This is a genomic window from Shewanella woodyi ATCC 51908, assembly GCF_000019525.1.
Lineage (GTDB): Bacteria > Pseudomonadota > Gammaproteobacteria > Enterobacterales > Shewanellaceae > Shewanella > Shewanella woodyi.
On the sequence record NC_010506.1, the window covers coordinates 762,718 to 782,857 of the forward strand.

General features: G+C 45.0%; 18 protein-coding genes. 11 read left to right on the forward strand and 7 right to left on the reverse strand.

What is annotated here, in order from left to right; genetic code table 11:
• Positions 1–56 precede the first annotated feature (56 nt).
• From SWOO_RS02790 to SWOO_RS02805, 4 genes are all read left to right on the forward strand, one after another.
• Positions 57–1,556, forward strand: a complete 1,500-nt coding sequence (locus SWOO_RS02790) for a cytochrome-c peroxidase (RefSeq protein ID WP_012323184.1) — start codon at positions 57–59, stop codon at positions 1,554–1,556.
• Positions 1,557–1,795: 239 nt separating this feature from the next.
• A complete protein-coding gene (locus SWOO_RS02795) occupies positions 1,796–2,962 on the forward strand; it encodes a BamA/TamA family outer membrane protein (RefSeq protein WP_012323185.1) in 1,167 nt (388 codons plus the stop codon).
• Between the two features lie 35 nt (positions 2,963–2,997).
• On the forward strand, positions 2,998–3,726 hold the full coding sequence (locus SWOO_RS02800; protein ID WP_407636066.1) for a hypothetical protein: 729 nt from the start codon (positions 2,998–3,000) through the stop codon (positions 3,724–3,726).
• A 618-nt stretch (positions 3,727–4,344) separates the two neighbouring features.
• Positions 4,345–5,745 (forward strand): endonuclease, encoded by a 1,401-nt coding sequence (locus SWOO_RS02805; RefSeq protein ID WP_012323187.1) that lies wholly within the window; start codon positions 4,345–4,347, stop codon positions 5,743–5,745.
• Positions 5,746–5,747: 2 nt separating this feature from the next.
• On the opposite strand, the gene SWOO_RS26355 is transcribed toward SWOO_RS02805, so the two are convergent.
• The 4 genes from SWOO_RS26355 to aroQ all read right to left on the reverse strand — a co-directional run bounded on the left by SWOO_RS26355 (position 5,748) and on the right by aroQ (position 8,310).
• Positions 5,748–5,882: a hypothetical protein gene (locus SWOO_RS26355; RefSeq protein WP_267864807.1), complete on the reverse strand. Its 135-nt coding sequence runs from the start codon at positions 5,880–5,882 to the stop codon at positions 5,748–5,750.
• A gap of 31 nt (positions 5,883–5,913) precedes the next feature.
• Positions 5,914–7,272 carry an acetyl-CoA carboxylase biotin carboxylase subunit gene (accC, locus tag SWOO_RS02810; protein WP_012323188.1) on the reverse strand — a complete coding sequence of 453 codons (1,359 nt, stop codon included), beginning with the start codon at positions 7,270–7,272 and terminating at the stop codon, positions 5,914–5,916.
• Between the two features lie 64 nt (positions 7,273–7,336).
• Positions 7,337–7,801: an acetyl-CoA carboxylase biotin carboxyl carrier protein gene (gene accB, locus SWOO_RS02815; RefSeq protein WP_012323189.1), complete on the reverse strand. Its 465-nt coding sequence runs from the start codon at positions 7,799–7,801 to the stop codon at positions 7,337–7,339.
• Positions 7,802–7,860: 59 nt separating this feature from the next.
• On the reverse strand, positions 7,861–8,310 hold the full coding sequence (gene aroQ / locus SWOO_RS02820; RefSeq protein ID WP_012323190.1) for a type II 3-dehydroquinate dehydratase: 450 nt from the start codon (positions 8,308–8,310) through the stop codon (positions 7,861–7,863).
• Positions 8,311–9,389: 1,079 nt separating this feature from the next.
• Between aroQ and SWOO_RS02825 the strand changes: the two genes are divergently transcribed.
• Complete coding sequence (locus SWOO_RS02825) at positions 9,390–10,019, forward strand: BRCT domain-containing protein (RefSeq protein WP_012323191.1); 630 nt, start codon at positions 9,390–9,392, stop codon at positions 10,017–10,019.
• A 446-nt stretch (positions 10,020–10,465) separates the two neighbouring features.
• Here SWOO_RS02825 and SWOO_RS02835 read toward each other — a convergent pair whose 3' ends face one another.
• The 3 genes from SWOO_RS02835 to arfB all read right to left on the reverse strand — a co-directional run bounded on the left by SWOO_RS02835 (position 10,466) and on the right by arfB (position 12,151).
• Positions 10,466–10,897 carry a MarR family winged helix-turn-helix transcriptional regulator gene (locus SWOO_RS02835; protein WP_012323192.1) on the reverse strand — a complete coding sequence of 144 codons (432 nt, stop codon included), beginning with the start codon at positions 10,895–10,897 and terminating at the stop codon, positions 10,466–10,468.
• A 9-nt stretch (positions 10,898–10,906) separates the two neighbouring features.
• Positions 10,907–11,197 (reverse strand): putative quinol monooxygenase, encoded by a 291-nt coding sequence (locus SWOO_RS02840; RefSeq protein ID WP_012323193.1) that lies wholly within the window; start codon positions 11,195–11,197, stop codon positions 10,907–10,909.
• A gap of 540 nt (positions 11,198–11,737) precedes the next feature.
• Entirely contained in the window at positions 11,738–12,151 is a 414-nt protein-coding gene (gene arfB / locus SWOO_RS02845) for an alternative ribosome rescue aminoacyl-tRNA hydrolase ArfB (RefSeq protein WP_012323194.1), read from the reverse strand.
• A 117-nt stretch (positions 12,152–12,268) separates the two neighbouring features.
• Here arfB and SWOO_RS02850 point away from each other — a divergent pair, with 117 nt between their 5' ends.
• The 6 genes from SWOO_RS02850 to SWOO_RS02875 all read left to right on the forward strand — a co-directional run bounded on the left by SWOO_RS02850 (position 12,269) and on the right by SWOO_RS02875 (position 19,773).
• Positions 12,269–12,634: a SpoIIAA family protein gene (locus SWOO_RS02850; RefSeq protein WP_012323195.1), complete on the forward strand. Its 366-nt coding sequence runs from the start codon at positions 12,269–12,271 to the stop codon at positions 12,632–12,634.
• Between the two features lie 205 nt (positions 12,635–12,839).
• A complete protein-coding gene (locus SWOO_RS02855) occupies positions 12,840–12,986 on the forward strand; it encodes a DUF3012 domain-containing protein (RefSeq protein ID WP_041417911.1) in 147 nt (48 codons plus the stop codon).
• A gap of 212 nt (positions 12,987–13,198) precedes the next feature.
• The gene (locus SWOO_RS02860; protein WP_407636069.1) at positions 13,199–13,627 is read left to right on the forward strand and encodes a hypothetical protein; all 429 of its coding nucleotides are present in this window, start codon (positions 13,199–13,201) and stop codon (positions 13,625–13,627) included.
• Positions 13,628–13,807: 180 nt separating this feature from the next.
• Positions 13,808–15,157, forward strand: a complete 1,350-nt coding sequence (locus SWOO_RS02865; RefSeq protein ID WP_012323198.1) for a TolC family protein — start codon at positions 13,808–13,810, stop codon at positions 15,155–15,157.
• 16 nt (positions 15,158–15,173) lie between these two features.
• Positions 15,174–16,475, forward strand: coding sequence for an efflux RND transporter periplasmic adaptor subunit (locus tag SWOO_RS02870; RefSeq protein ID WP_012323199.1), 1,302 nt, complete (start codon positions 15,174–15,176; stop codon positions 16,473–16,475).
• 67 nt (positions 16,476–16,542) lie between these two features.
• Positions 16,543–19,773, forward strand: a complete 3,231-nt coding sequence (locus tag SWOO_RS02875) for an efflux RND transporter permease subunit (protein WP_012323200.1) — start codon at positions 16,543–16,545, stop codon at positions 19,771–19,773.
• Positions 19,774–20,140 lie beyond the last annotated feature (367 nt).

Consider the following 20,140-nt stretch of genomic DNA (forward strand, 5'->3'; position numbering starts at 1 on the left):
TATTCAGTTGTTCACTAAGCTTAACAGTTCAAGGAATGCAACACAGTAGGGATACTATGAGATCAAAAAGTTTACTGCTTGTACTAAGTACAAGCTTATTATTGAGCGCTTGTTCAGATAGCGACAGTCAAGATGAAACAGCACTAGAACAAGAGGTTGTGACTAAGGAGCTAAGAGGGGAGATTAGGCTTGCGTCACTCAGTGGTGATCCCAGTTTGAATAGGAGTGTGCCCGAAGCAAGTAGTCCTCTTGCAGTGTTGGGGATGCAACTCTTTTACAGTCAGGCATTGAGTGGTGATATGGATACCGCCTGTGTTAGCTGCCATCACCCAAAACTCGGAGGTGGTGATAATTTAGCGCTTTCAATTGGTGTCGAAGCTGCCGACCCTCTGTTACTTGGCCCAGGTCGCGAACATAGTTCAGCGGGACATGATTATGACGGTGGCCCAACGGTGCCAAGAAATGCGCCTACAACCTTTAATATTGCCCTGTGGGATAGGGCGATATTTCATGATGGTCGACTCGAGAGTATAGAGGGCACTGAAAATATGAACGGTGAAGGCACCAATATGGTGTCACCGGACTCTCCAGACCGAGCCACGCCTGATGAGAGTGCGGCCAATCTAACCGTGATGCAAGCCATGTTCCCTGTGACCTCGAGTGAAGAGATGAAGGGCCATCATTTTCAAGAGTATGATAATCAAGAGATCCGCCAATATCTCGTTGAGCGTTTGCGCGGAGAGACAGGCGAGCTAGTGACGAATGAGTGGTTAGCTGCATTTCAGTTAGGGTTACAAGATCCCGATGGAACCGCCGAAAGCCTTATTACCCAAACTAATATATTTACAGCCATTGGTGAATTTGAGCGTTCTCAAGTATTTGTTAATAGCCCCTGGAAGTCATTTGTTCAGGGAGATGATGATGCCATCTCTCTTAATAGTAAAAAGGGAGCCCTGATATTTTTTAAACCACAAGAGCAGGGGGGAGCAAATTGTGCGAGTTGCCATAAAGGAGATTTTTTCACCGACGAGGAGTATCACAATATCGCCATGGTGCAAGTTGGCCGTGGTAAAGGGGATGGAGAGAGTGGGAGCAATGATTTTGGCCGTTTTAAGGTAACTCAACTTGAACGTGATAAGTTTGCCTTTCGAACCCCAAGTTTATTAAATATAACCCAAATGGGCCCCTATGGTCATGCGGGGAGTTATCATTCCTTGGAAGCCGTAGTCAGGCACCACCTTGATGTTAATGATGCCATCAATAACTATGACGCTGATGCGAATATTGAGCAGCAGGGCGTGCAAACTCAAAATATGATGAGCAATACCTTAGCCGCGCTGAATAAGCTTAATGCCGAGCGCAATGCAGGCACTGAGGGAGTGTTGCAAGATAGGGCGCTTAGCGATGAAGAGTTCGATCAACTAATCTCATTTCTGCACACTTTAACCGACAGCTGTATTGCCGATGCAGATAATACTCAATGTTTAGCCCCTTGGATCCCTGGTGATGATATTGCCGATCCTGATGGGCTGAGATTAGAAGCTGTCATAAGGTAGCTGTTTTCCTCAATGATATCTGTATGAGCCACCTGTGTAAGTGATCGCAATAAGACAGGGGAGCTATCTCCTGTCTTTAGATTCAGTAAGAGTGGAGCAAGTGGTTGAGAGTTTCCAATCTAAACACAAATTAATTGTTCAGGATTAATCTCGTGTTAAAATGCGCTCGGCGAGTCATATGACCGTCAGATAGGCCGCTTAGTGTCTCCCTTAATTCCCCATCATTGATTAGAGTCTTTATGAAACGGATTTTACTGTTAACCCTGTTTGCTTTTTCTAATGCGGCGATTGCCGTAGAACCTCTGTTTGAAACCCCAAAAGATATGGAGCCAACTTGGGTGGACGATATTTTGTCTGTCTTTGGTGCAGATGGTGAGTTTGATGAGAGCAAAGCCATTGATATGAGCTATCTTCCAACAGCTTATTACACGCCGGAGAAGAAGTTTGGGGTTGGCCTTTTGATGGTTGGCCTATATAAAACCGACGGTGCTTCGGCACAGGAGCAGCCCTCATCTTTGGTGCTGAATTCATTTGTTTCGATGAACAACTCCTACGGCGTTGAAGTTGAAAATATGACCTTTTTTAACGGCGGTAAGCAAAGGTTATTATTGGAACTAGAGCTTCACAATGAAGCATCTGTTTATTATGGCCAAGGGATAGAACAAGGTCACTTAGACAGTAACCACCATGAGTTTGAGGAGCAGCTATACAGCTTTAAACCTCGTTGGATGACTGAAGTTGCCGATAACTACTTTGTCGGTGTGGGTGCCAATTTTGTCTACGCCAGCGCAGACAAGTTTCAGTTAGCTGAAACAGAGGTACCTGTTGATTCCAGTACTATTTTGCCTGATAACGTCAGCTCAGGCGTGGTGGTGACCAGTATTTATGACTCGCGAGATTATCGTTTAAATGCCACCAAAGGTTGGTTATTTCAAATCGACGCGGGCTTATATCAAAACAGTGAATACGCTTCGTTTTCGACCTATGATCTTGAGTTGGCCAATTACATCGATTTAAGTTCTACCTCCATTTTGAGCTCAGCACCTGGATTAATTGCATGGCAGCTACAGGGGCATTTTACCGATGGCGATGTGCCTTGGAACATGCTACCTGACTTAGGTGGCTCTAACGCCATGCGTGGTTATATTAAGGGGCGCTACCGTGACGAGCAGATGATGATGGGGCAAGTTGAGTATCGCTTACCTATATTCCAGCGTTACGGCATGGTTTTCTGGGGCGCAGCTGGAAGCGTCGCACCTAAGATAGGTGATCTGACCGATGAGCTATTAACCTCCTACGGAACCGGCTTCCGCTTTAAGATTAAAGATAATATCAATCTGCGTCTTGATGTGGGCGTGGGTGAAAATGAGACCAACTTCTACCTGAATGTGAACGAAGTTTTTTGATTATGCGTCATGCTATTGGAGCCACCACTCCACTGATGTCAATTTTAATATTGACCTCAGCTTTGGTAGGGGTCAGCAATAGAGCTTTTGCCAGTGATGAACTGGCAAAGCCGTTAGATTTGCCATTGGCAAGCTGTAATCGCATATCACACTATGCTATCTACCTCAGTGGTATTCACACTGGCACCATGAGCAGAACTGAAACTTGGCAGGGGAAAACGGCAGTAGTGAGCTCTGAGAGTAAGGCCAGTATTCTAGGGATCGGCACTCAATATCAGCAGCGAGCAGAACTCTCTTGGTCAGATAGCACCCATGAATGGCTTACTGATAACTTTCATCAAAAGGTGACAGGGTTTCGATCTCGGGATATGCGTGCGAGCTTTAAAGAAGCTGGACTTGAATCTCGCGTCGATATTGACGGTGAAATAGATACCTATAGTTCCAAAACCATCCCGATTAGAGATGTAGATACCTTAGCGATTCAAATTCGTGAATATCTGCTGCAAGGACGAAAGCAGTTCGCTCTAATTAGGCAAGCTTCAGATGCGATAGAGCCTTACCAACTCTATGTGCAAGAGCTGCAGAGTGAAAATATTGCGCCTTGGGGAGAGTTAAGCTTAATACCCGTTGAGCAAACTGGCGCCGAAGATGTTACTTACTACTTTGCCCCCGCTCTGGACTATCAACTAGTTAAAGCTCGCTACCACGGCTTTATACTCCATGGTTTGATAGAGCTTGATAGTTATACTTCAACTTGTGAGTGAACTCATTTCTGCCATATCCATCTTGCAGTCTTATTTTGTGAAAACAGGCTTTTTAATTTGCAAAATAGATGTAGATTCTTGTTTGTATAAGTCATACGAAGGAATGAAAATAGTGTTTAATCTATATTCCAAGTGGAAGCTATTATTTAATTAAATATTCATGGATCAAAGTATAATAGTAACAAGTTGAACCTGTTCTGAGTATGTAGTCAGGTGCCAATACTTTTTAAACCCAGATTGTTTTATCTAATATTTATAAATATTTATTTGGATGGTGGATTGTTTTTTATTGAGAACGCCCTCTGTTTTATCTTCGATATTATAATCAATAAATAGTCAGTTATTCATAATCTTCATGTTTAAATCATTACTACACCATCTAGCAGTGTCTTTAATTCACCCCTTAAATCTCCCCCAATAGTTTTATTGATATTTTTCTGGATATAGATAAGTTAACCCTACTTCAAGTTGTTGATGGTGCAATCAACGCTATATTTTGTTTACCGTAGCTTATCTGTCTATGGTTTGGCTTGTTGCGTGGTTGATTGTAATTGTCGTTCTTGGCTTTGGTGAAGAGAATCTATCTCTTTGTATATAGGGAAATGTCTAGAGGTTATTATGTTTTACCAACTTAAACATAAGGTTAATCGTATTGGTGCGATATTTATTGCTGCATTTATTACTATACCTGCAAGTGCAGAAATACCTGCTAATTATTATCAATCAGTGGATGAATCCACACCTGAGAGTTTACGTAACTCTCTGCATCAAATAATTAAGGGACATACAAAAATCCCCTATACCTCTTCATCAACAGATACTTGGGATGTATTGGAACAAGCCGATGAAGATCCTAATAATTCCAACAATGTAATAGATGTTTATAAAAATGCTAGTTACAGAAAAGTTGGTGGTGGTAATTCAAATTATAACCGTGAACACTCTTGGCCTAAGTCTTACGGGTTTCCAAATAATGTTTCGAGTAATTACCCATATACAGATATGCACCATCTATTTATAGCTAATGGCAGCTATAACTCTAGTCGAAGTAATAAGCCCTATGCTGATTGCACAAGCTGCAATGAAAAAGTAACGCTTTTAAATGATGGGCGTGGTGGTTCGGCAACAGAGTCAAACTGGACCGTAGGTTCATTCGAGTCGGGAAGTTGGGAAACATGGGAGGGGAGAAAGGGAGATGTGGCACGTGCATTGATGTATATGGCCATTAGATATGAAGGGGGAAGCCATGCAGTAACTGGCCACATGGAGCCAGACTTAATCTTAACTGACGATCGGAGTTTAATAGGAGCATCGAACACTGGCTCAAATATCGCTGTAGCTTATATGGGGTTAAGGGCTGAACTGATAGATTGGAGTAGGGAAGATCCAGTTGATGATTATGAATTAAGGCACAATGAAGTTGTATTTACTTACCAAGGAAATAGGAATCCATTTATCGATCACCCTGAATATATTGCTTGTGTATTTGAGGAGATCTGTTCAGGTAATGGTGGTGGGACTCCCCCGCCAGCTTCTACTAATGCATGGATAAATGAGATCCACTATGACAATCGTGGAGGTGACGTTAATGAGTCGGTTGAAATCCTTGCTCCAGCAGCAACAAACTTACTTAACTGGCGAATCGAAGCATACAATGGCAATAACAGCTCACTTTACAAAACAGTCGAATTGTCAGGTACTGTACCTGATCAGCAAAATGGCTTTGGTAGTATCAACTTTAACATTAAGGGAATACAAAATGGCTCAGCTGACGGACTCGCACTGATTAATCCTCAAGGCGAAGTTGTACAGTTTCTTAGCTATGAGGGGACTTTAGTGGCACAAAATGGCAGTGCAGAGGGGATGGAGTCAACAGATATTGGTGTTATGGAGACAAACTCTACTCAGTCAGGGTATTCACTTCAGTTAAGTGGTCATGGACAAGAGTATAGTGACTTTATATGGCAGTCTCCGATGCAAAATAGTAGAGGCTCAATTAATCATAACCAATCATTTTAAAGCTAGGTATTAATATCAATAAGGTAACCTCGCTTTGGCAGAGGGGTTACCTTTAAAGAGGGCTCACCATTTTCAATGGTTGGCAATATTACAGCGAAGCTATCTAGCAGTGAGCTTGCGAACATCTTAGCAGGCATGTAGTGCTGCCCTAGCAGGGCGAAGCCCGCTCTATTTCTTCTCGAGCACCTGCTTTTCTAAGTAGTGTATCGACTGTCCGCCCTCTCTAAAGCCTCTGTCTTTTAGGATCTGTTGGAGCAGAGCTTGGTTTGTCGAAATCCCTTCGATAGTTAACTCATCCAATGCAGTTTGCATACGGGCGATAGCTTGATCTCGTGTAGTGCCCCAAGTAATAAGCTTGCCTATCATGGAGTCATAATAAGGAGGGACCGTGTAACCTGAGTAGAGGTGGGAGTCCCAACGTACGCCGATGCCGCCAGGGGCGTGAAAGCCTGTGATTGTTCCGGGAGAAGGAGTGAAGGTGTGGGGGTCTTCAGCATTAATGCGGCACTCTATGCTATGGCCGTTAAGTTGAATATCTTGCTGTTTAATAGTGAGCGCTCTGCCCGATGCTATCTCAAGTTGGGCGTGAATAAGATCGATGCCAGTTATCATTTCAGTGATGGGGTGCTCGACCTGAATGCGGGTATTCATCTCGATAAAATAGAACTCACCAGCCTCGAAGAGAAACTCGAAAGTACCTGCACCGCGATAGCCTATCTCGATACACGCATTGGCGCAGAGCTTACCTATTTTGCTGCGTGTGGCGCTATCTATCTCTAATGCTGGCGCCTCTTCCAAGACTTTTTGATGTCGACGCTGCATAGAGCAGTCTCGCTCACCTAGATGTATGGCGTTGCCTTGGCCATCTGAGAGGACCTGTATCTCGATATGACGTGGATGTTGAAGATACTTCTCCATATAGAGATCGCCATTAGCAAAGGCAGCCTTAGCCTCAGCCTGAGTAAGCTCAATCGCCTGAATAAGTTCATCGCTATGGTGGACGACTCGCATCCCTTTTCCACCGCCGCCAGCGGTTGCCTTGACGATAATCGGGTAGCCTATTTTCTCAGCAATCTGTTGATTAAGCTTATTATCTTGAGTCAATACGCCATCAGAGCCCGGTACTGTCGGCACGCCCACTTTTTTCATTGCGCTAATAGCAGAGACCTTGTCCCCCATTTTTCGTATCACATCGGCATTGGGGCCGATAAAGGTGAAGCCACTGCGCTGAACCTGCTCGGCAAAATCTGCATTTTCAGATAAAAAACCATAGCCAGGATGGATAGCATCGGCCTTGGCTTGAGCGGCTGCGGAGATTATCGCCGGTATATTGAGGTAACTATCAATAGGGGCAGGCTTACCAATACAGATGGTGTTACTTGCATGTCTTAGATGAAGCTGGTCTCTGTCGGCGGTGGAGTGCACTGCAACGGTTTCAATCCCTAATTGCGAGCAGGCGCGCTGAACTCTTAGGGCTATCTCACCACGGTTGGCAATCAATACACGTTTCAGAGGCTCTGGCTTCATCGGTTTTATCTTCTTTGTTATCTATTAATGAAAGGTGGTTAGCTTTTCGAAACTCGAAACGGCTCTATTCATCCTCAATAATGATTAAGGCTTGATCGAACTCCACGCCATCACCACTCTCAACTAAGATTTTACTGACGATGCCGGAGCGTAAGGCCTCTATCTGGTTCATCATCTTCATCGCTTCGATAATGCAAATAGGGTCGCCCTGCTCAACCCTTTGGCCTACTTTACACAATGGTTCAGCCTCTGGTGCCGGAGAGAGGTAAAAGGTACCGACCATAGGCGAGATCACTGTATTTTTTTCATCGAAGTCGGTGACCTGATCAACGTCACTAGCATCATCTTGGCTGTTATCGACTTGAGGTGAGTTGGCGAGGGTGTGGATCTGCTGAGTGGTTTGAGAAGCGCTTGTTTGATCTCTATGCTGACAGATCCTGACCGACTCCTCCCCCTCGGTGACCTCAAGTTCGGCGATCCCTGACTCCTGTACTAACTCGATCAACTTCTTAATTTTTCTAATGTCCATAATGGTTCCGATTTATCACAGATGAAAATGCTGACGGGCTATGAGTTATGAGCTATGAGCTAAGCCGATGGGCCCTGCAAACGATTAATGGCTGACTTGAGGGCAAACTGATAGCCATCGGCGCCTAAACCACAGATAACACCGACGGCTTTATCTGAAAAATAGGAGTGGTGACGGAAAGGTTCGCGGGCATGAACATTGGATAGGTGAACCTCAATAAAGGGGATCGCGACTCCTAAAATGGCGTCTCTAATGGCGACGCTAGTGTGAGTAAATGCAGCAGGATTGATGATGATAAAATTGGCATCTGTGCTGTGAATCGCATCAATAAGTTCATGCTCGGCATTGGATTGAATATGCTCAAGTTCAACATCGGCACTGTTTGCCGTATTTTTCATATTTTGTACGATACTATCTAAAGTGTGATGACCATAATGGCCGGGCTCACGACGCCCTAACAGGTTCAAATTGGGACCATTGACCAGTAGAATCTTAGCTTTGGCGCTCATATCAAAATCCTTTGAGAATACAGATGAATCGTACATTTATGTACTGATAAGAATAATAGTCTGATTTCACCAGAAGTTGACGAAGATGTCGACATTTGACTGCTTTTTCGACGAAAATAGCAGGAGCTTCGCCCTGCTATAATGGCACTTCGTGCCTGCGAGAGCGTTCAAAACTCACTTCGCGACTAGAAAAGTTGAGCATGTGCTATTGCCGTCATCCCGGGCTTGTTCCGGGATCCATTCTTTCTTTTAAAAAATAGATTCTCACCACAGAGCGCTGCGCTACACGGAGTTCACGGAGGTAAAGATGGAGACAAACGTCTACAGAACCCGTTGCTCACGGAATAGCCTGTGGCTACAGGAACACTTCGCTTACAACAAAAGCAAAACTGAGCATGTGCTATTGCCGTCATCCCGGGCTTGTTCCGAGATCCATTCTTTCTTGTAAAAAACAAAGATATTCTCACCACAGAGCGCTGCGCTACACGGAGTTCACGGAGGTAAAGATGGAGACAAACGTCTACAGAACGCGTTGCTCATGGAATAGCCTGCGGCTACAGGAACGCTTCGCTTGCAGCAAAAGCAAAATTGAGCATGTGCCATTGCCGTCATCTCAGGCTTGTTCCGGGATCCATTCTTTCTTTTAAAAGCACGAAGACATTCTCACCACAGAGAGCTGCGCTTCACGGAGGTAAAGCTGGAGGTTTAAGTCTGTGGTTTTTTGCCTTTCCCCGAGGTCGATGGCGTTTGAATGAACGCTGATTACATTTTCTGCAGTAAAGGGCTGGGCCAGAAAACGACCCAGTCTCCATTTCGAAGAGTATCATTTCGCGATACCTTATCCTGAAACAGAAGCTCTCAGCCTTATCTACATTGAATATTTACAAAATTCCTTTTCAAATGACTGTGTATTGATAATGTTCTACTTACTTTGATGTTATCTTTTAAAACAATAGGTTATTCTAGCAACTAGAAGATTATCGAGACGTATCGATAATATTTAATAATGCAGCACTGATAACAATGTTATCGCTGCTGCTAATCAATAAGCTGTTAGTTTTTTAAGAAAAGGGAATTTTATGTCAGATAATAAGTTTAATATATATGTCAAACCAAGTGATTCTGATGCGAAAGAATCTTTACTCGCTTTTATAAACGCAGTTCAAAGTAAAAACTTCCAAAGCCTTTCTAATGCCAGCGAGTATTGTGAAGTTGAACATCATTTAGATGTTGAGTTGAGTAGCTCTGAGCTAGACGGGGTATTCAATTTAAAATTCTGGGCTGTTGGATCATTAACAGTAGAGGATTTTTTAGCTTTTCTGATTGAAGAGCTAAATGTGTCAGCAGTCGAAGCCGCTGTATTCATAGGAGACTGTGGAGAATATGATTTTCATTTTATGTCATCTGAGGATGATGAGTCATTTGATGAATATGATGATCATGAGTGGAGCTGGCTAGAAAATCCTGTTATTGAATGGGAAGATCAAAATATTGTTTTAACTGGAAAATTTGAAAACTACGAAAGTAGAGATGAATTAGCCGAGGAACTCGAAGATTTGGGAGCTAACATACGATCTTCTATTTCTAAAAAAACAACGTTGTTGGTAACTGGTTTAAGAGTTGGCCCATCTAAATTAGAAAAAGCTAAATCTTTAGGTGTCCGAATAATCACTGAAAATGAACTAATGGAATCAATGGAGTTGTGTTAAAAAACTAACAAGCCGTTAAAGTGCGACAAAATACAGTTGGCTATTTTCGCTTCGCTCAAGTTTAGCCAACAATATTTTGCGCCTTAACAGGGGCGTTGAGGCTGTAGAATATCTCAAAAGTGAAAAGTGACGGGGGAAGTTGAGGTTCAGAAAGGCTGCAAAACATTTTTAGTCGGGTATTGTCTCAGGTTTCACTAAAAACTTATTTGCGAGCTTAATTTCTAATAACCTTTTAGTCTACTTATGTGCTACTCGATTTATCATTACACTTATTTTAGGCGTAATGATTAAAACCATGACAGGAACTAAAATTATCGTTATTGCAAAGGTTTGCTGCCACAGAGGTAATTGAAAGTCTAAGCTTGTGATTGTAAATATTAGTAATGTCACAATAGGATAAACACACACCCAAGTTAAAGCTATTCTAAATATTTTTATCCTCATATTTATTCCATTAATTTATTTATTTCATTGAAATACCCAGGAATCACCTTAGATAAGCAGGTAACCCCTTTTTTTGTCAGTGTAATTTTTTTTGCTCTTTTATCGGTTTCATCATTACTCGAAGTCAGTAAGCCATCCTCAATTAAACTTTTTAACGTTCTCGTTAGTACTGGCCGTGACACGTCTAAACGTGATGCTATTTCGTGTGGATAGAGGCTGCTTCTATTGGGCTCTCGATCAATAACAATGAGTATTAAAAACCTTAATTGTGAAAGATCATGAACAGAAAAATAGGTTTCTATACTCCTTATTAGGAGGCTTGCTTGTCTCATTATTCTGAGAGCTTCAATTATTGAGTTTTTCTCACCATTTGTTAAATCACTTGTGTATTTATCAAGCATTACTTCGGTTGGAAGTTCCTTTAAAAAAAACATATTTTACCTTTAGGCTTGCTTAATAAGTTTAGAAATTTCAGGGGGGATTGCTAACCAGTCAGTGTAAGCTTCAAAAACAGCTTTTGTATAATCCATTTCATGGTGAAGTTTCAAAGCATTGTCATCAATCCATTCTTCGTATAAACACAAATTACCAGATCCATCTTCATGGAGAGTGAACTCTAGACACCCAGGTTCATTTCGAGTCTGGGATATGATGTTCATAATAGCTTCTTTAGATACTTCAAAATATTTTGGTTTTGGTGTTATCTTTGCAAAAATAAACGTGTGCTCATTCATTATGTTCTCCTTTACCTTTAAATATAGTTACCATGATAACTATATTTAAAGGTAAAGCAACTTTGCAAAACAGATAGCAGAGGCTATGGCTCCTATTCTGACGCTTATCACAATAACTTCCATCGTCATCAAGAAGGGTTACCTTCTTAGGTTTTTTAACTAAGACTTAGTAGCTAATTAACTCAAATCGTTGGTGTGAATCCAAGTGTGAACTCGGTTTATACTGTTGAAATATATAGGCTTTAATTGGCGGGTTAGGAAGTGTTTTACAGTGTCCCTCAGAAGTATCTGCACATCAGGTCGCTCTTTGGCATCTGACCCATAGGGATATGGGAAATGTCATGATTATGTAGGGAACATCATTGACCTGCCACTGCGACATTGGTGCATCCATGCACGGCACCTGCTGTAAGCAATAAACAAGATTGAAGCTATGGTTTCCTAGATACTATCAAACATCAAGCCAACCCAATGAACCCAACCAAAAAGATACTTGAAACTTGCTATCGGGCAAGTAGAACAGCTGTGATTAGACAAATGTCAAAAGTCTTTGTTTTGACGCAGCGCCTTGGTGGCCCCTTTCTGCTTTTTAGCATCGACTCGCCTGCGTTGGCTGCCCTTGGTAGGTTTGGTCGCTACCCGTCTTTTCTGTACTATGGCCACACTGGCGACCAGTTCAATAAACTGCTCCAAAGCGGTTTGGCGATTAAAGTCTTGGCTGCGGCTGGCTTGGCACTTGATGATGATTTTACCGCTCTTGGTGATGCGGTGGTCGGCTTTTTTTAACAGTGCCTGTTTATAAAACTCTGGCAGGGAGGAGGCGTTGATGTCGAAGATAATCTGGGCGGCGGTGGAGACCTTATTTAGGTGCTGACCGCCAGCGCCACTTGAGCGGATAAATTGCCATTCAATCTCATTTTCTTGAAGGGAGACACTATTTGAAATTTTAATCATGGCAAACTACTTTAGCTTCGGGGGAGGCTATCTTACCAAAACTAAAATGGATTTATTCATGTTTACTATTTTTGCTATGCTGCCCTCAATTAGACTGATCTGTTCGGAGTATTTTCTATGTTGTGTAAAATCCCAGATATTGCAGAAGGTGTGATAAGCCTTTTTGCCAGTGGGCGTTTGTCGAGTTCAGACTATCAAGAGAAACTTAAACCCTTGATTGAACAGAGTCGTGGTGAGGCGGGGAAGGTTTTTCTCTATGTCGAAGCCGATGTATTACTTGAGGGATGGGATGCAAATTCACTGACTGGCAGTGGTGAAGTGCGTTTAGATAATTTCGATGCCTTAGTGCTTGTTGGTGGCCCTGATTGGTTTGGTAACGCTGTACGTTTGATGGGGCCTTTTATGCAAAGTGAGGTGGCTTGGTACCCGCTTGAGGCGAAAGTTGAAGCGATTGCTTGGATGACTGAACGCTTAGAGAAGTAGAATGGTCTATTTTATCTAGCTTAGATAGTTTATTCTATTTGTTTACTAAAGCGGCGCTGGATCACATCATGCCCTCGTGGCTAGTCGTTCATTTATAAGAAAAGTTATTCGCTAAGGAAATGCGAATAACACCAATACTTAAGGAAATATCATGTCTTTATCTACTAAGTTAACTAAAACTGTTTCTGCTACTTTCTCTATCTTGATGGCGAGTGTGTTTGTTATCAGCCTAAGTGGTTGTGCACCTGAGGTGGGCAGCGAGAAGTGGTGTAAGCAGATGAGCGAAAAAGATAAGGGTGATTGGTCAACGAACGAAGCTACTGATTACGCTAAGCACTGCGTATTTAAGTAAATATTGTTTACAGTGTCAGAGATCTTTTGACAAAGTGCACAGAGATCTCGATTTTAGATAGTTGACTCACGGTAGTAGGTAGAAACGCTTGTTACCGTGGAACTTTTGAATACAATGTCAGTCTGAATAAAAGTAAGTTCCCAAAACGCTATTTTTAAAGGTATTTTTTGAAGCACTCTTTTCGTCAATTCACTCACAAGATCGCCATTATGATGGTCGCTGTTGTGCTACTGCAATTTGCAGGGGCAAACTTAGGCGCGCATCAGTTGCATCTTGGGGATCATAAAGAGGAGAGCGTAAACCATCCGCATCTGGAGTTTACCGCCCAGATCACCAGCTTAGCCCAGTGTATCGATTGTACCTGCAATGTTGAAACCGATGTTCCACTTTCACCGAGTAGCGACGCCAATATTAGTCAATCTTTAGATCTTCCAGGCGCTAAACACAATCATCTGATCAGTAAAACCGAAACTCAGACCTTCGATCTCTGTTTAGATTGCCAATGCCACGGTGGTCACGTGACTGCCATGTCTATTACTACTATGGTGCCCTCTATTCCCAAAGGGGATGAACTTGTGGCCAGTGTAGAACAATACCTGCCACCAGAAGCCACGTTAAATTACCGCCCTCCAATCGTATAACCTCAGCTAATTTTTTAGCTTCTAAAAAGCATAATGGAACAGCCTAGACCTAGTTTATTTGGGTGTCCGACTGTACCTCACTTTTTTACCCCCATTTAGTCTTGAGCCTAAGCCTTGCTAAAACCTGAGTGTTTAGCCTTGGTGTTAACTCATCTATGACTTTTGGGGAAAGGAAATACGATGAAAAAAACTATCATTGCCAGTTTACTGCTTGCCTATATGGCGGGTGGTGCACTGCATGTGCAGGCGGAAACAGCAGACTCAAATTTAGCTGTAGAGCGCACAACTGCTGCATCTATAACGCAAAACTCTCAAACCCCAATAGCTCAAAGTGAAGCTATGGCAGACTTTAGCGTTTGGCTCCCTGAGCTAATGCAAGATTTTAATGCCCTGCCTGAAGTTCGAGCTCAAGAAGCCAAGCGTAAGCAGGCCAGCCTTATGATCAAGGCAGCCGATCAAGCTGTGTACAACCCAGAACTTGGTCTAGGTTATCAAAATGCCTCAGAAGACACTTACTCTCTTGATATAAGTCAGACCATAGATTGGGGAGATAAGCGTGGCGCCGCAACTCGCAAAGCCCAACTGCAAGCTGAAATTCTGCTATCAGATATTGCTCTAGAGCGGAGCCAGATGTTGGCAAATACGTTACTTGCACTGGTCGAGCAGTCACAGGCGAGTAAGGCGTTAGCGTTTCAAAAGCAGCAGTTGGTATCGGCGAAGACTCAGTTAAAGATAGCGGTGCAGCAGATGGAGCTGGGCGATCTGTCTGCGGTTGAGCTGCAGCTTATCCAGCTTGATGTTGCCAGTAAGGCGGCAGATTATGCGGTTGCTGAGCAGGCCTCAATCACGGCTGATGCGGATGTGTTGATGTTATTAGGCAGTAGCGAACTGCCTTTTAACGGCTTCTTAGGTGCGTTGACAACCTCCCTTGTTTCTAAACAGGTTAGCCCACAACTGCCTGCGCTGAAGAGTGCGTATCAACAGGTGTTACTGGCTAAAGTGGCTGCCCAGCAGGTGAAAGCGGATACCTCCGCCGACCCAACCATCAGCTTGAGTGCTGAGCGTGAAGGTGAGGAGAATAAGCTAGGGGTGGGCTTATCAATTCCACTGCAGATCCGTAATAACTACAGCGATACCTTGGCCGTTGCAGGTCAGGAGATCGCTGTTGCCGAGCAGAGTTATCTAGCACGTGAACGCGTGCTTACTCAGCAACAGAAAAAATTCAATCTAAGTCTGCCAAGGCTCACGGAGCGCTATCAGGAGTGGCGCGAGCTCGTGTTTCATTCGGGTCAGGAAGCAGCTTCAGCGCTGGGACAGCAGTGGAAAGCGGGTGATATCAACACCAGTGACTACCTGCAGAGTCAGCGGCAACTGTCGAGCAGTTTCCTCGCGGGCTTGTCACTGGAGACGGCACTTTACTCGAGTTGGCTCGAGTGGATGGGCGCCAGTGGTCAGCTAGATAGCTTCCTTAGCGCTCAGCTGCCAGCGGATTCAAGTGCGACTGCCAACACCAGTACGCTTTCTCATTAGATTGGAATTTATCATTATGAAACACAATACAGATTTAAAGATTATTGAAGTTAACGCCATTACTAAGGCGATCGCGAAAGCCATGTTTAGTGCAAAGCGTTTTGGATTATTTATCACTTTAGCGGCAGCTATCTCTATTCCTACCACGGCACTGGCTGGCGATGGTCATGAGCATGCATCCATTGAGAGTGGCTCAGGCGAGCCCCATGTGGAGCAGATTGCTCATCAAAATGAGGAGAGCCATGATCACGATGGAGAGTCAAAAGTTGTGGCCGATGACGGTCATGGCCACGGAGCTGGTGAGGCTGAAGAGGAGTCTCACGCTTTAGTGCTCAGTGATGAGCAGTTAGCGCTGGCCAATATTCAGGTTGAGAAGTTAGCCGTTGCCACTTTTAGTTTAGAAGCCGTTGCCACCGCAACCTTAGTGGTCGACCGTGATAAAACCATGACCTTAGCACCGCAACTGGATGTCAGAGTCGAGCAGCGTCATGTGGTTCCTGGACAAGAGGTTACTCAAGGACAAGCACTGCTGACACTAGGTGGCGTTGCTGTTGCACAGGCTCAGGCTGATTACATTAATGCCGCTGCTGAGTGGAGCCGAGTTAGCCGTATGAGTAAGAGTGCAGTGAGTGCGAGTCGCCGCCTTCAAGCTCAAGTCGATGCTGAGTTAAAACGCGCGATTTTAGAGGCGATGAAGATGACCTCAAAGCAGATAGCTCAGCTGGAGTCGAATCCGAGCAACATAGGTAGCTATCAACTGTTAGCGCCGATCAATGGCCGTGTTCAGCAAGATTTAGCAAAATTAGGGCAGATAGTGCCTGCGGGAACAGCGCTGATGCAGCTAACCGATGAGTCTCATCTTTGGGTTGAGGCGCAAGTGACGCCTGCTCAGTCTGAAAAGGTGAGCATCGGCAGCGTGGCTTTGGTGCGTGTGGGTGAGAGAAGCTTAGAGGCGAAAGTGATTGGTCGCTCCCATGAGTTAGACAGTGTGACTCGCACCGAGCAGATCTTGGTGAGCCTAGAAAATCCAGGCCATGTGATCCATGCCGGTCAGTTTGCTGAGCTTTACCTGCCTGATTCTATCGAAACAGGTTTTGTGTTGCCCGATGCCGCGTTAACTCGCGGTGGTGATGGAGATTGGCAGGTATTTATTCAAGATGAAGATGGCTTTGAAGCTGTCGAAGTGGACGTGGTTGAAAGCCAACGTGGCATGAATCTGGTTCGTGGATTAGCCGTTGGTAGTCAGGTTGTGGTTTCCGGCGCCTTTTTCTTAGCGTCAGAGCTGGCTAAGTCTGGTTTCGATATTCATAACCACTAGTCACAAGCCTGAGTCATTACTTAGATTTAGACCATCTACATATTCTTGAAAAGAAAGAGGTTCTCTCATGTTACAGAGACTGATTGAGGTTGCGATCCGTAACCGATTACTGGTGGCACTTGGCTTGATCGCCATTGCGGTCGCAAGTGTGGCCATGTTGCCAAAATTAAACCTGGATGCCTTTCCAGATGTGACCAATGTTCAGGTCACAGTGAATACCGAAGCTGAAGGTCTGGCTGCAGAGGAGGTTGAAAAACTCATTAGTTATCCGGTTGAGTCGGCTATGTACGCCCTGCCTGCGGTGACAGAGGTTCGCTCACTGTCGCGAACTGGCTTGTCTTTAGTCACCGTTGTGTTCGCCGAAGGCACGGATATCTATTTTGCTCGCCAACAGGTATTTGAGCAGTTGCAGGCGGCGCGGGAGATGATCCCCGATGGGATCGGTGTGCCAGAAATTGGCCCAAACACCTCAGGGTTAGGACAGATCTATCAATATATCCTGCGTGCTGCGCCAGATGCAGGTATCGATGCAGCGGAGCTGCGTAGTCTTAACGATTACCTCGTTAAGCTAATCATGATGCCAGTAGGCGGGGTGACCGATGTACTCTCCTTTGGTGGTGATGTTCGTCAATACCAAGTGCAGATAGATCCTACTAAGCTACTCAGTTTTGGCCTCTCTATGGAGCAGGTAACCACAGCTCTTGAGAGTAATAACCGCAATGCTGGTGGCTGGTTTATGGACCAAGGACAGGAGCAGCTAGTGGTTCGTGGCTATGGTCTTCTGCCTGCTGGAGAAGCTGGTTTGCAGGCGATAGCCCAGATCCCATTATCTGAGTTTGCCGGTACGCCAATTCGTGTCAGTGATATTGCAACAGTTGCCTACGGCAGTGAGATCCGTGTCGGTGCCGTTACCATGACACGCCGTGATGAAGCGGGTAATGCGCAGGATTTAGGTGAAGTGGTTGCCGGGGTTATCTTAAAGCGTATGGGCGCGAATACTAAGGCGACCATCGATGATATTAATGCCAGAACGGCAATGGTGGAGCAGGCTCTGCCTGAGGGCGTGACCTTTGAGGTGTTCTACGATCAATCCGATCTGGTGACCCAAGCTGTGACTACAGTGCGCGATGCACTCTTGATGGCATTTGTGTTTATCGTGGTCATTTTGGCACTGTTTCTGGTGAATATCCGTGCCACCTTATTGGTACTGCTCTCTATTCCTGTCTCTATCTGTCTTGCCTTGATGGTGATGTCATACTTCGGCATGTCGGCCAACTTGATGTCACTGGGTGGACTTGCGGTGGCTATCGGTATGTTGGTGGATGGCTCAGTGGTGATGGTGGAGAATATCTTTAAACATCTGACTCAGCCTGATAGACAGCATTTGAGTGATGCTCAGCGTAGAGCGGATGGAGAGTTAGACCCTCACCATGCCGATGAAGATGGCTCAAAAGCAGGCTTTGAAGATGGTATTGCCATGCGAGTAATGTTGGCGGCAAAAGAGGTGTGTAGCCCTATCTTCTTTGCAACGGCGATCATTATTGTGGTGTTTGCGCCCCTGTTTGCGTTAGAGGGGGTTGAGGGTAAATTGTTCCAGCCGATGGCGGTGAGCATTATTCTAGCCATGCTGTCAGCCCTTGTGGTGGCGCTGGTTGCGGTTCCGGCTCTTGCAGTCTTCCTGTTTAAACGTGGGATCACCTTAAGAGAGAGCCCAGTTCTTAAGCCGATTGAAGCTGGCTATCGCCGCCTGTTAACGGCAACCATGGCAAAGCCTAAAACGGTGATCGTCACCGCCGTGGTGATGTTTGGCCTGAGCATGGCGCTCTTGCCACGTTTAGGAACCGAGTTTGTACCTGAGCTGGAGGAGGGCACGATTAATCTACGTGTGACTCTAGCTCCTACCGCTAGTCTTAGGACTTCACTGGATGTTGCTCCTAAGCTTGAGAAGATGCTGCTGGAGTTTCCAGAGGTTGAATATGCATTGAGTCGTATCGGCGCCGCCGAATTAGGGGGCGATCCTGAGCCTGTGAACAATATCGAGATCTACATCGGTCTGAAACCAGTCGATGAGTGGCGCTCTGCTGAAAATCGTATTGAACTGCAAAAACTGATGGAGAAGGAGCTAAGCGTCTTTCCAGGCCTGCTGTTTACCTTCTCTCAACCGATTGCGACTCGAGTGGATGAATTGCTGTCAGGGGTAAAAGCGCAGCTGGCGATCAAGCTATTTGGTCCCGATCTTGATGTGTTATCTGAAAGTGGCGAAAGACTCACGGCTTTAGTCGCTGGGATCCCTGGCGCTGTGGATGTCTCTTTGGAGCAGGTGAGTGGCGAAGCTCAGCTGGTGGTGCGCCCTAAACGTGAGCTGCTTGCACGCTATGGTATCAGTGTCGATGAGGTGATGAGCCTAGTCAGCCAAGGTATTGGTGGTACCAGCGCTGGACAAGTGATCGATGGCAATGCCAGATACGATATTAATATGCGTTTGGCCGAGGAGTATCGTAATGCACCAGATGCCCTTAGGGATCTGATCTTAAGTGGTGTCAGTGGTGCCAAGGTGCGCTTGGGTGAAGTGGCCAGCGTTGAAGTTGAGATGGCGCCGCCGAATATTCGCCGTGACGATGTTCAGCGCCGCGTTGTGGTACAGGCTAACGTATCGGGCCGAGATATGGGCTCTGTGGTTGACGATATCTACGCCATTATTCCACAGGCAGAACTGCCACCAGGCTATACGGTTGTGGTGGGCGGTCAATATGAGAATCAGCAGCGTGCTCAACAAAAGTTGATGTTAGTGGTGCCAGTCTCTATTGGCCTTATTGCGCTACTGCTCTTCTTCTCATTTGGCTCGGTGAAGCAAGTGGGCTTAATTATGGCGAACGTGCCTTTGGCATTAATTGGTGGTGTGGTCGCCCTGTTTGTCAGTGGCACTTATCTGTCGGTACCGAGCTCAATCGGCTTTATCACCCTATTTGGCGTAGCTGTGCTTAATGGCGTGGTGTTAGTGGACTCGATTAACCAGCGACGTCAGGCTGCGCTGAAAGATAAATTAGGCTCAAACGCTGGTGAAAGTCTCTATACCAGTGTGTATGAAGGCACGGTAGGGCGTTTGCGTCCGGTATTAATGACGGCCTTGACCTCAGCTTTAGGTCTGATCCCTATCTTGGTATCGAGCGGTGTGGGCAGTGAGATCCAGCAGCCTCTTGCTGTGGTGATTATTGGTGGTCTATTTAGTTCGACCGCTTTGACCTTGCTGGTATTACCGACCCTGTATCGCTGGATCTATAGAGGTGAAGAAAAGTAGTCTTTAGCTACGAGTTACGGGTTAAAAGTGACAAGCTTTTACTCGTGATTTTTTAGGCTTTGTTTAACTTAATTTTTAAAGCTGGATGCTTACCTATGGGGTGCATAGCGTTAGTCTGCCGTCGCACCCATATTTGTTACCGTCACCCTGTCTATGGGGGGATTTAGTACGCGCAGCAGGATGCTGCGCTTTATTAGCTGTGAGTTCTCACTGTTTTGGTGATGCTTTTTGTATTAAGTGGTAAGTCTGCAAAGATAGCTGATTATTCCACCTCTTCATTACCCAAAAGTTTATAGTACTAGTTCTTTTTTGCTCTCAAGATAGCTCTTTTATCTAATTGCCCCCTCTATCTTTGGCTTATAGCATT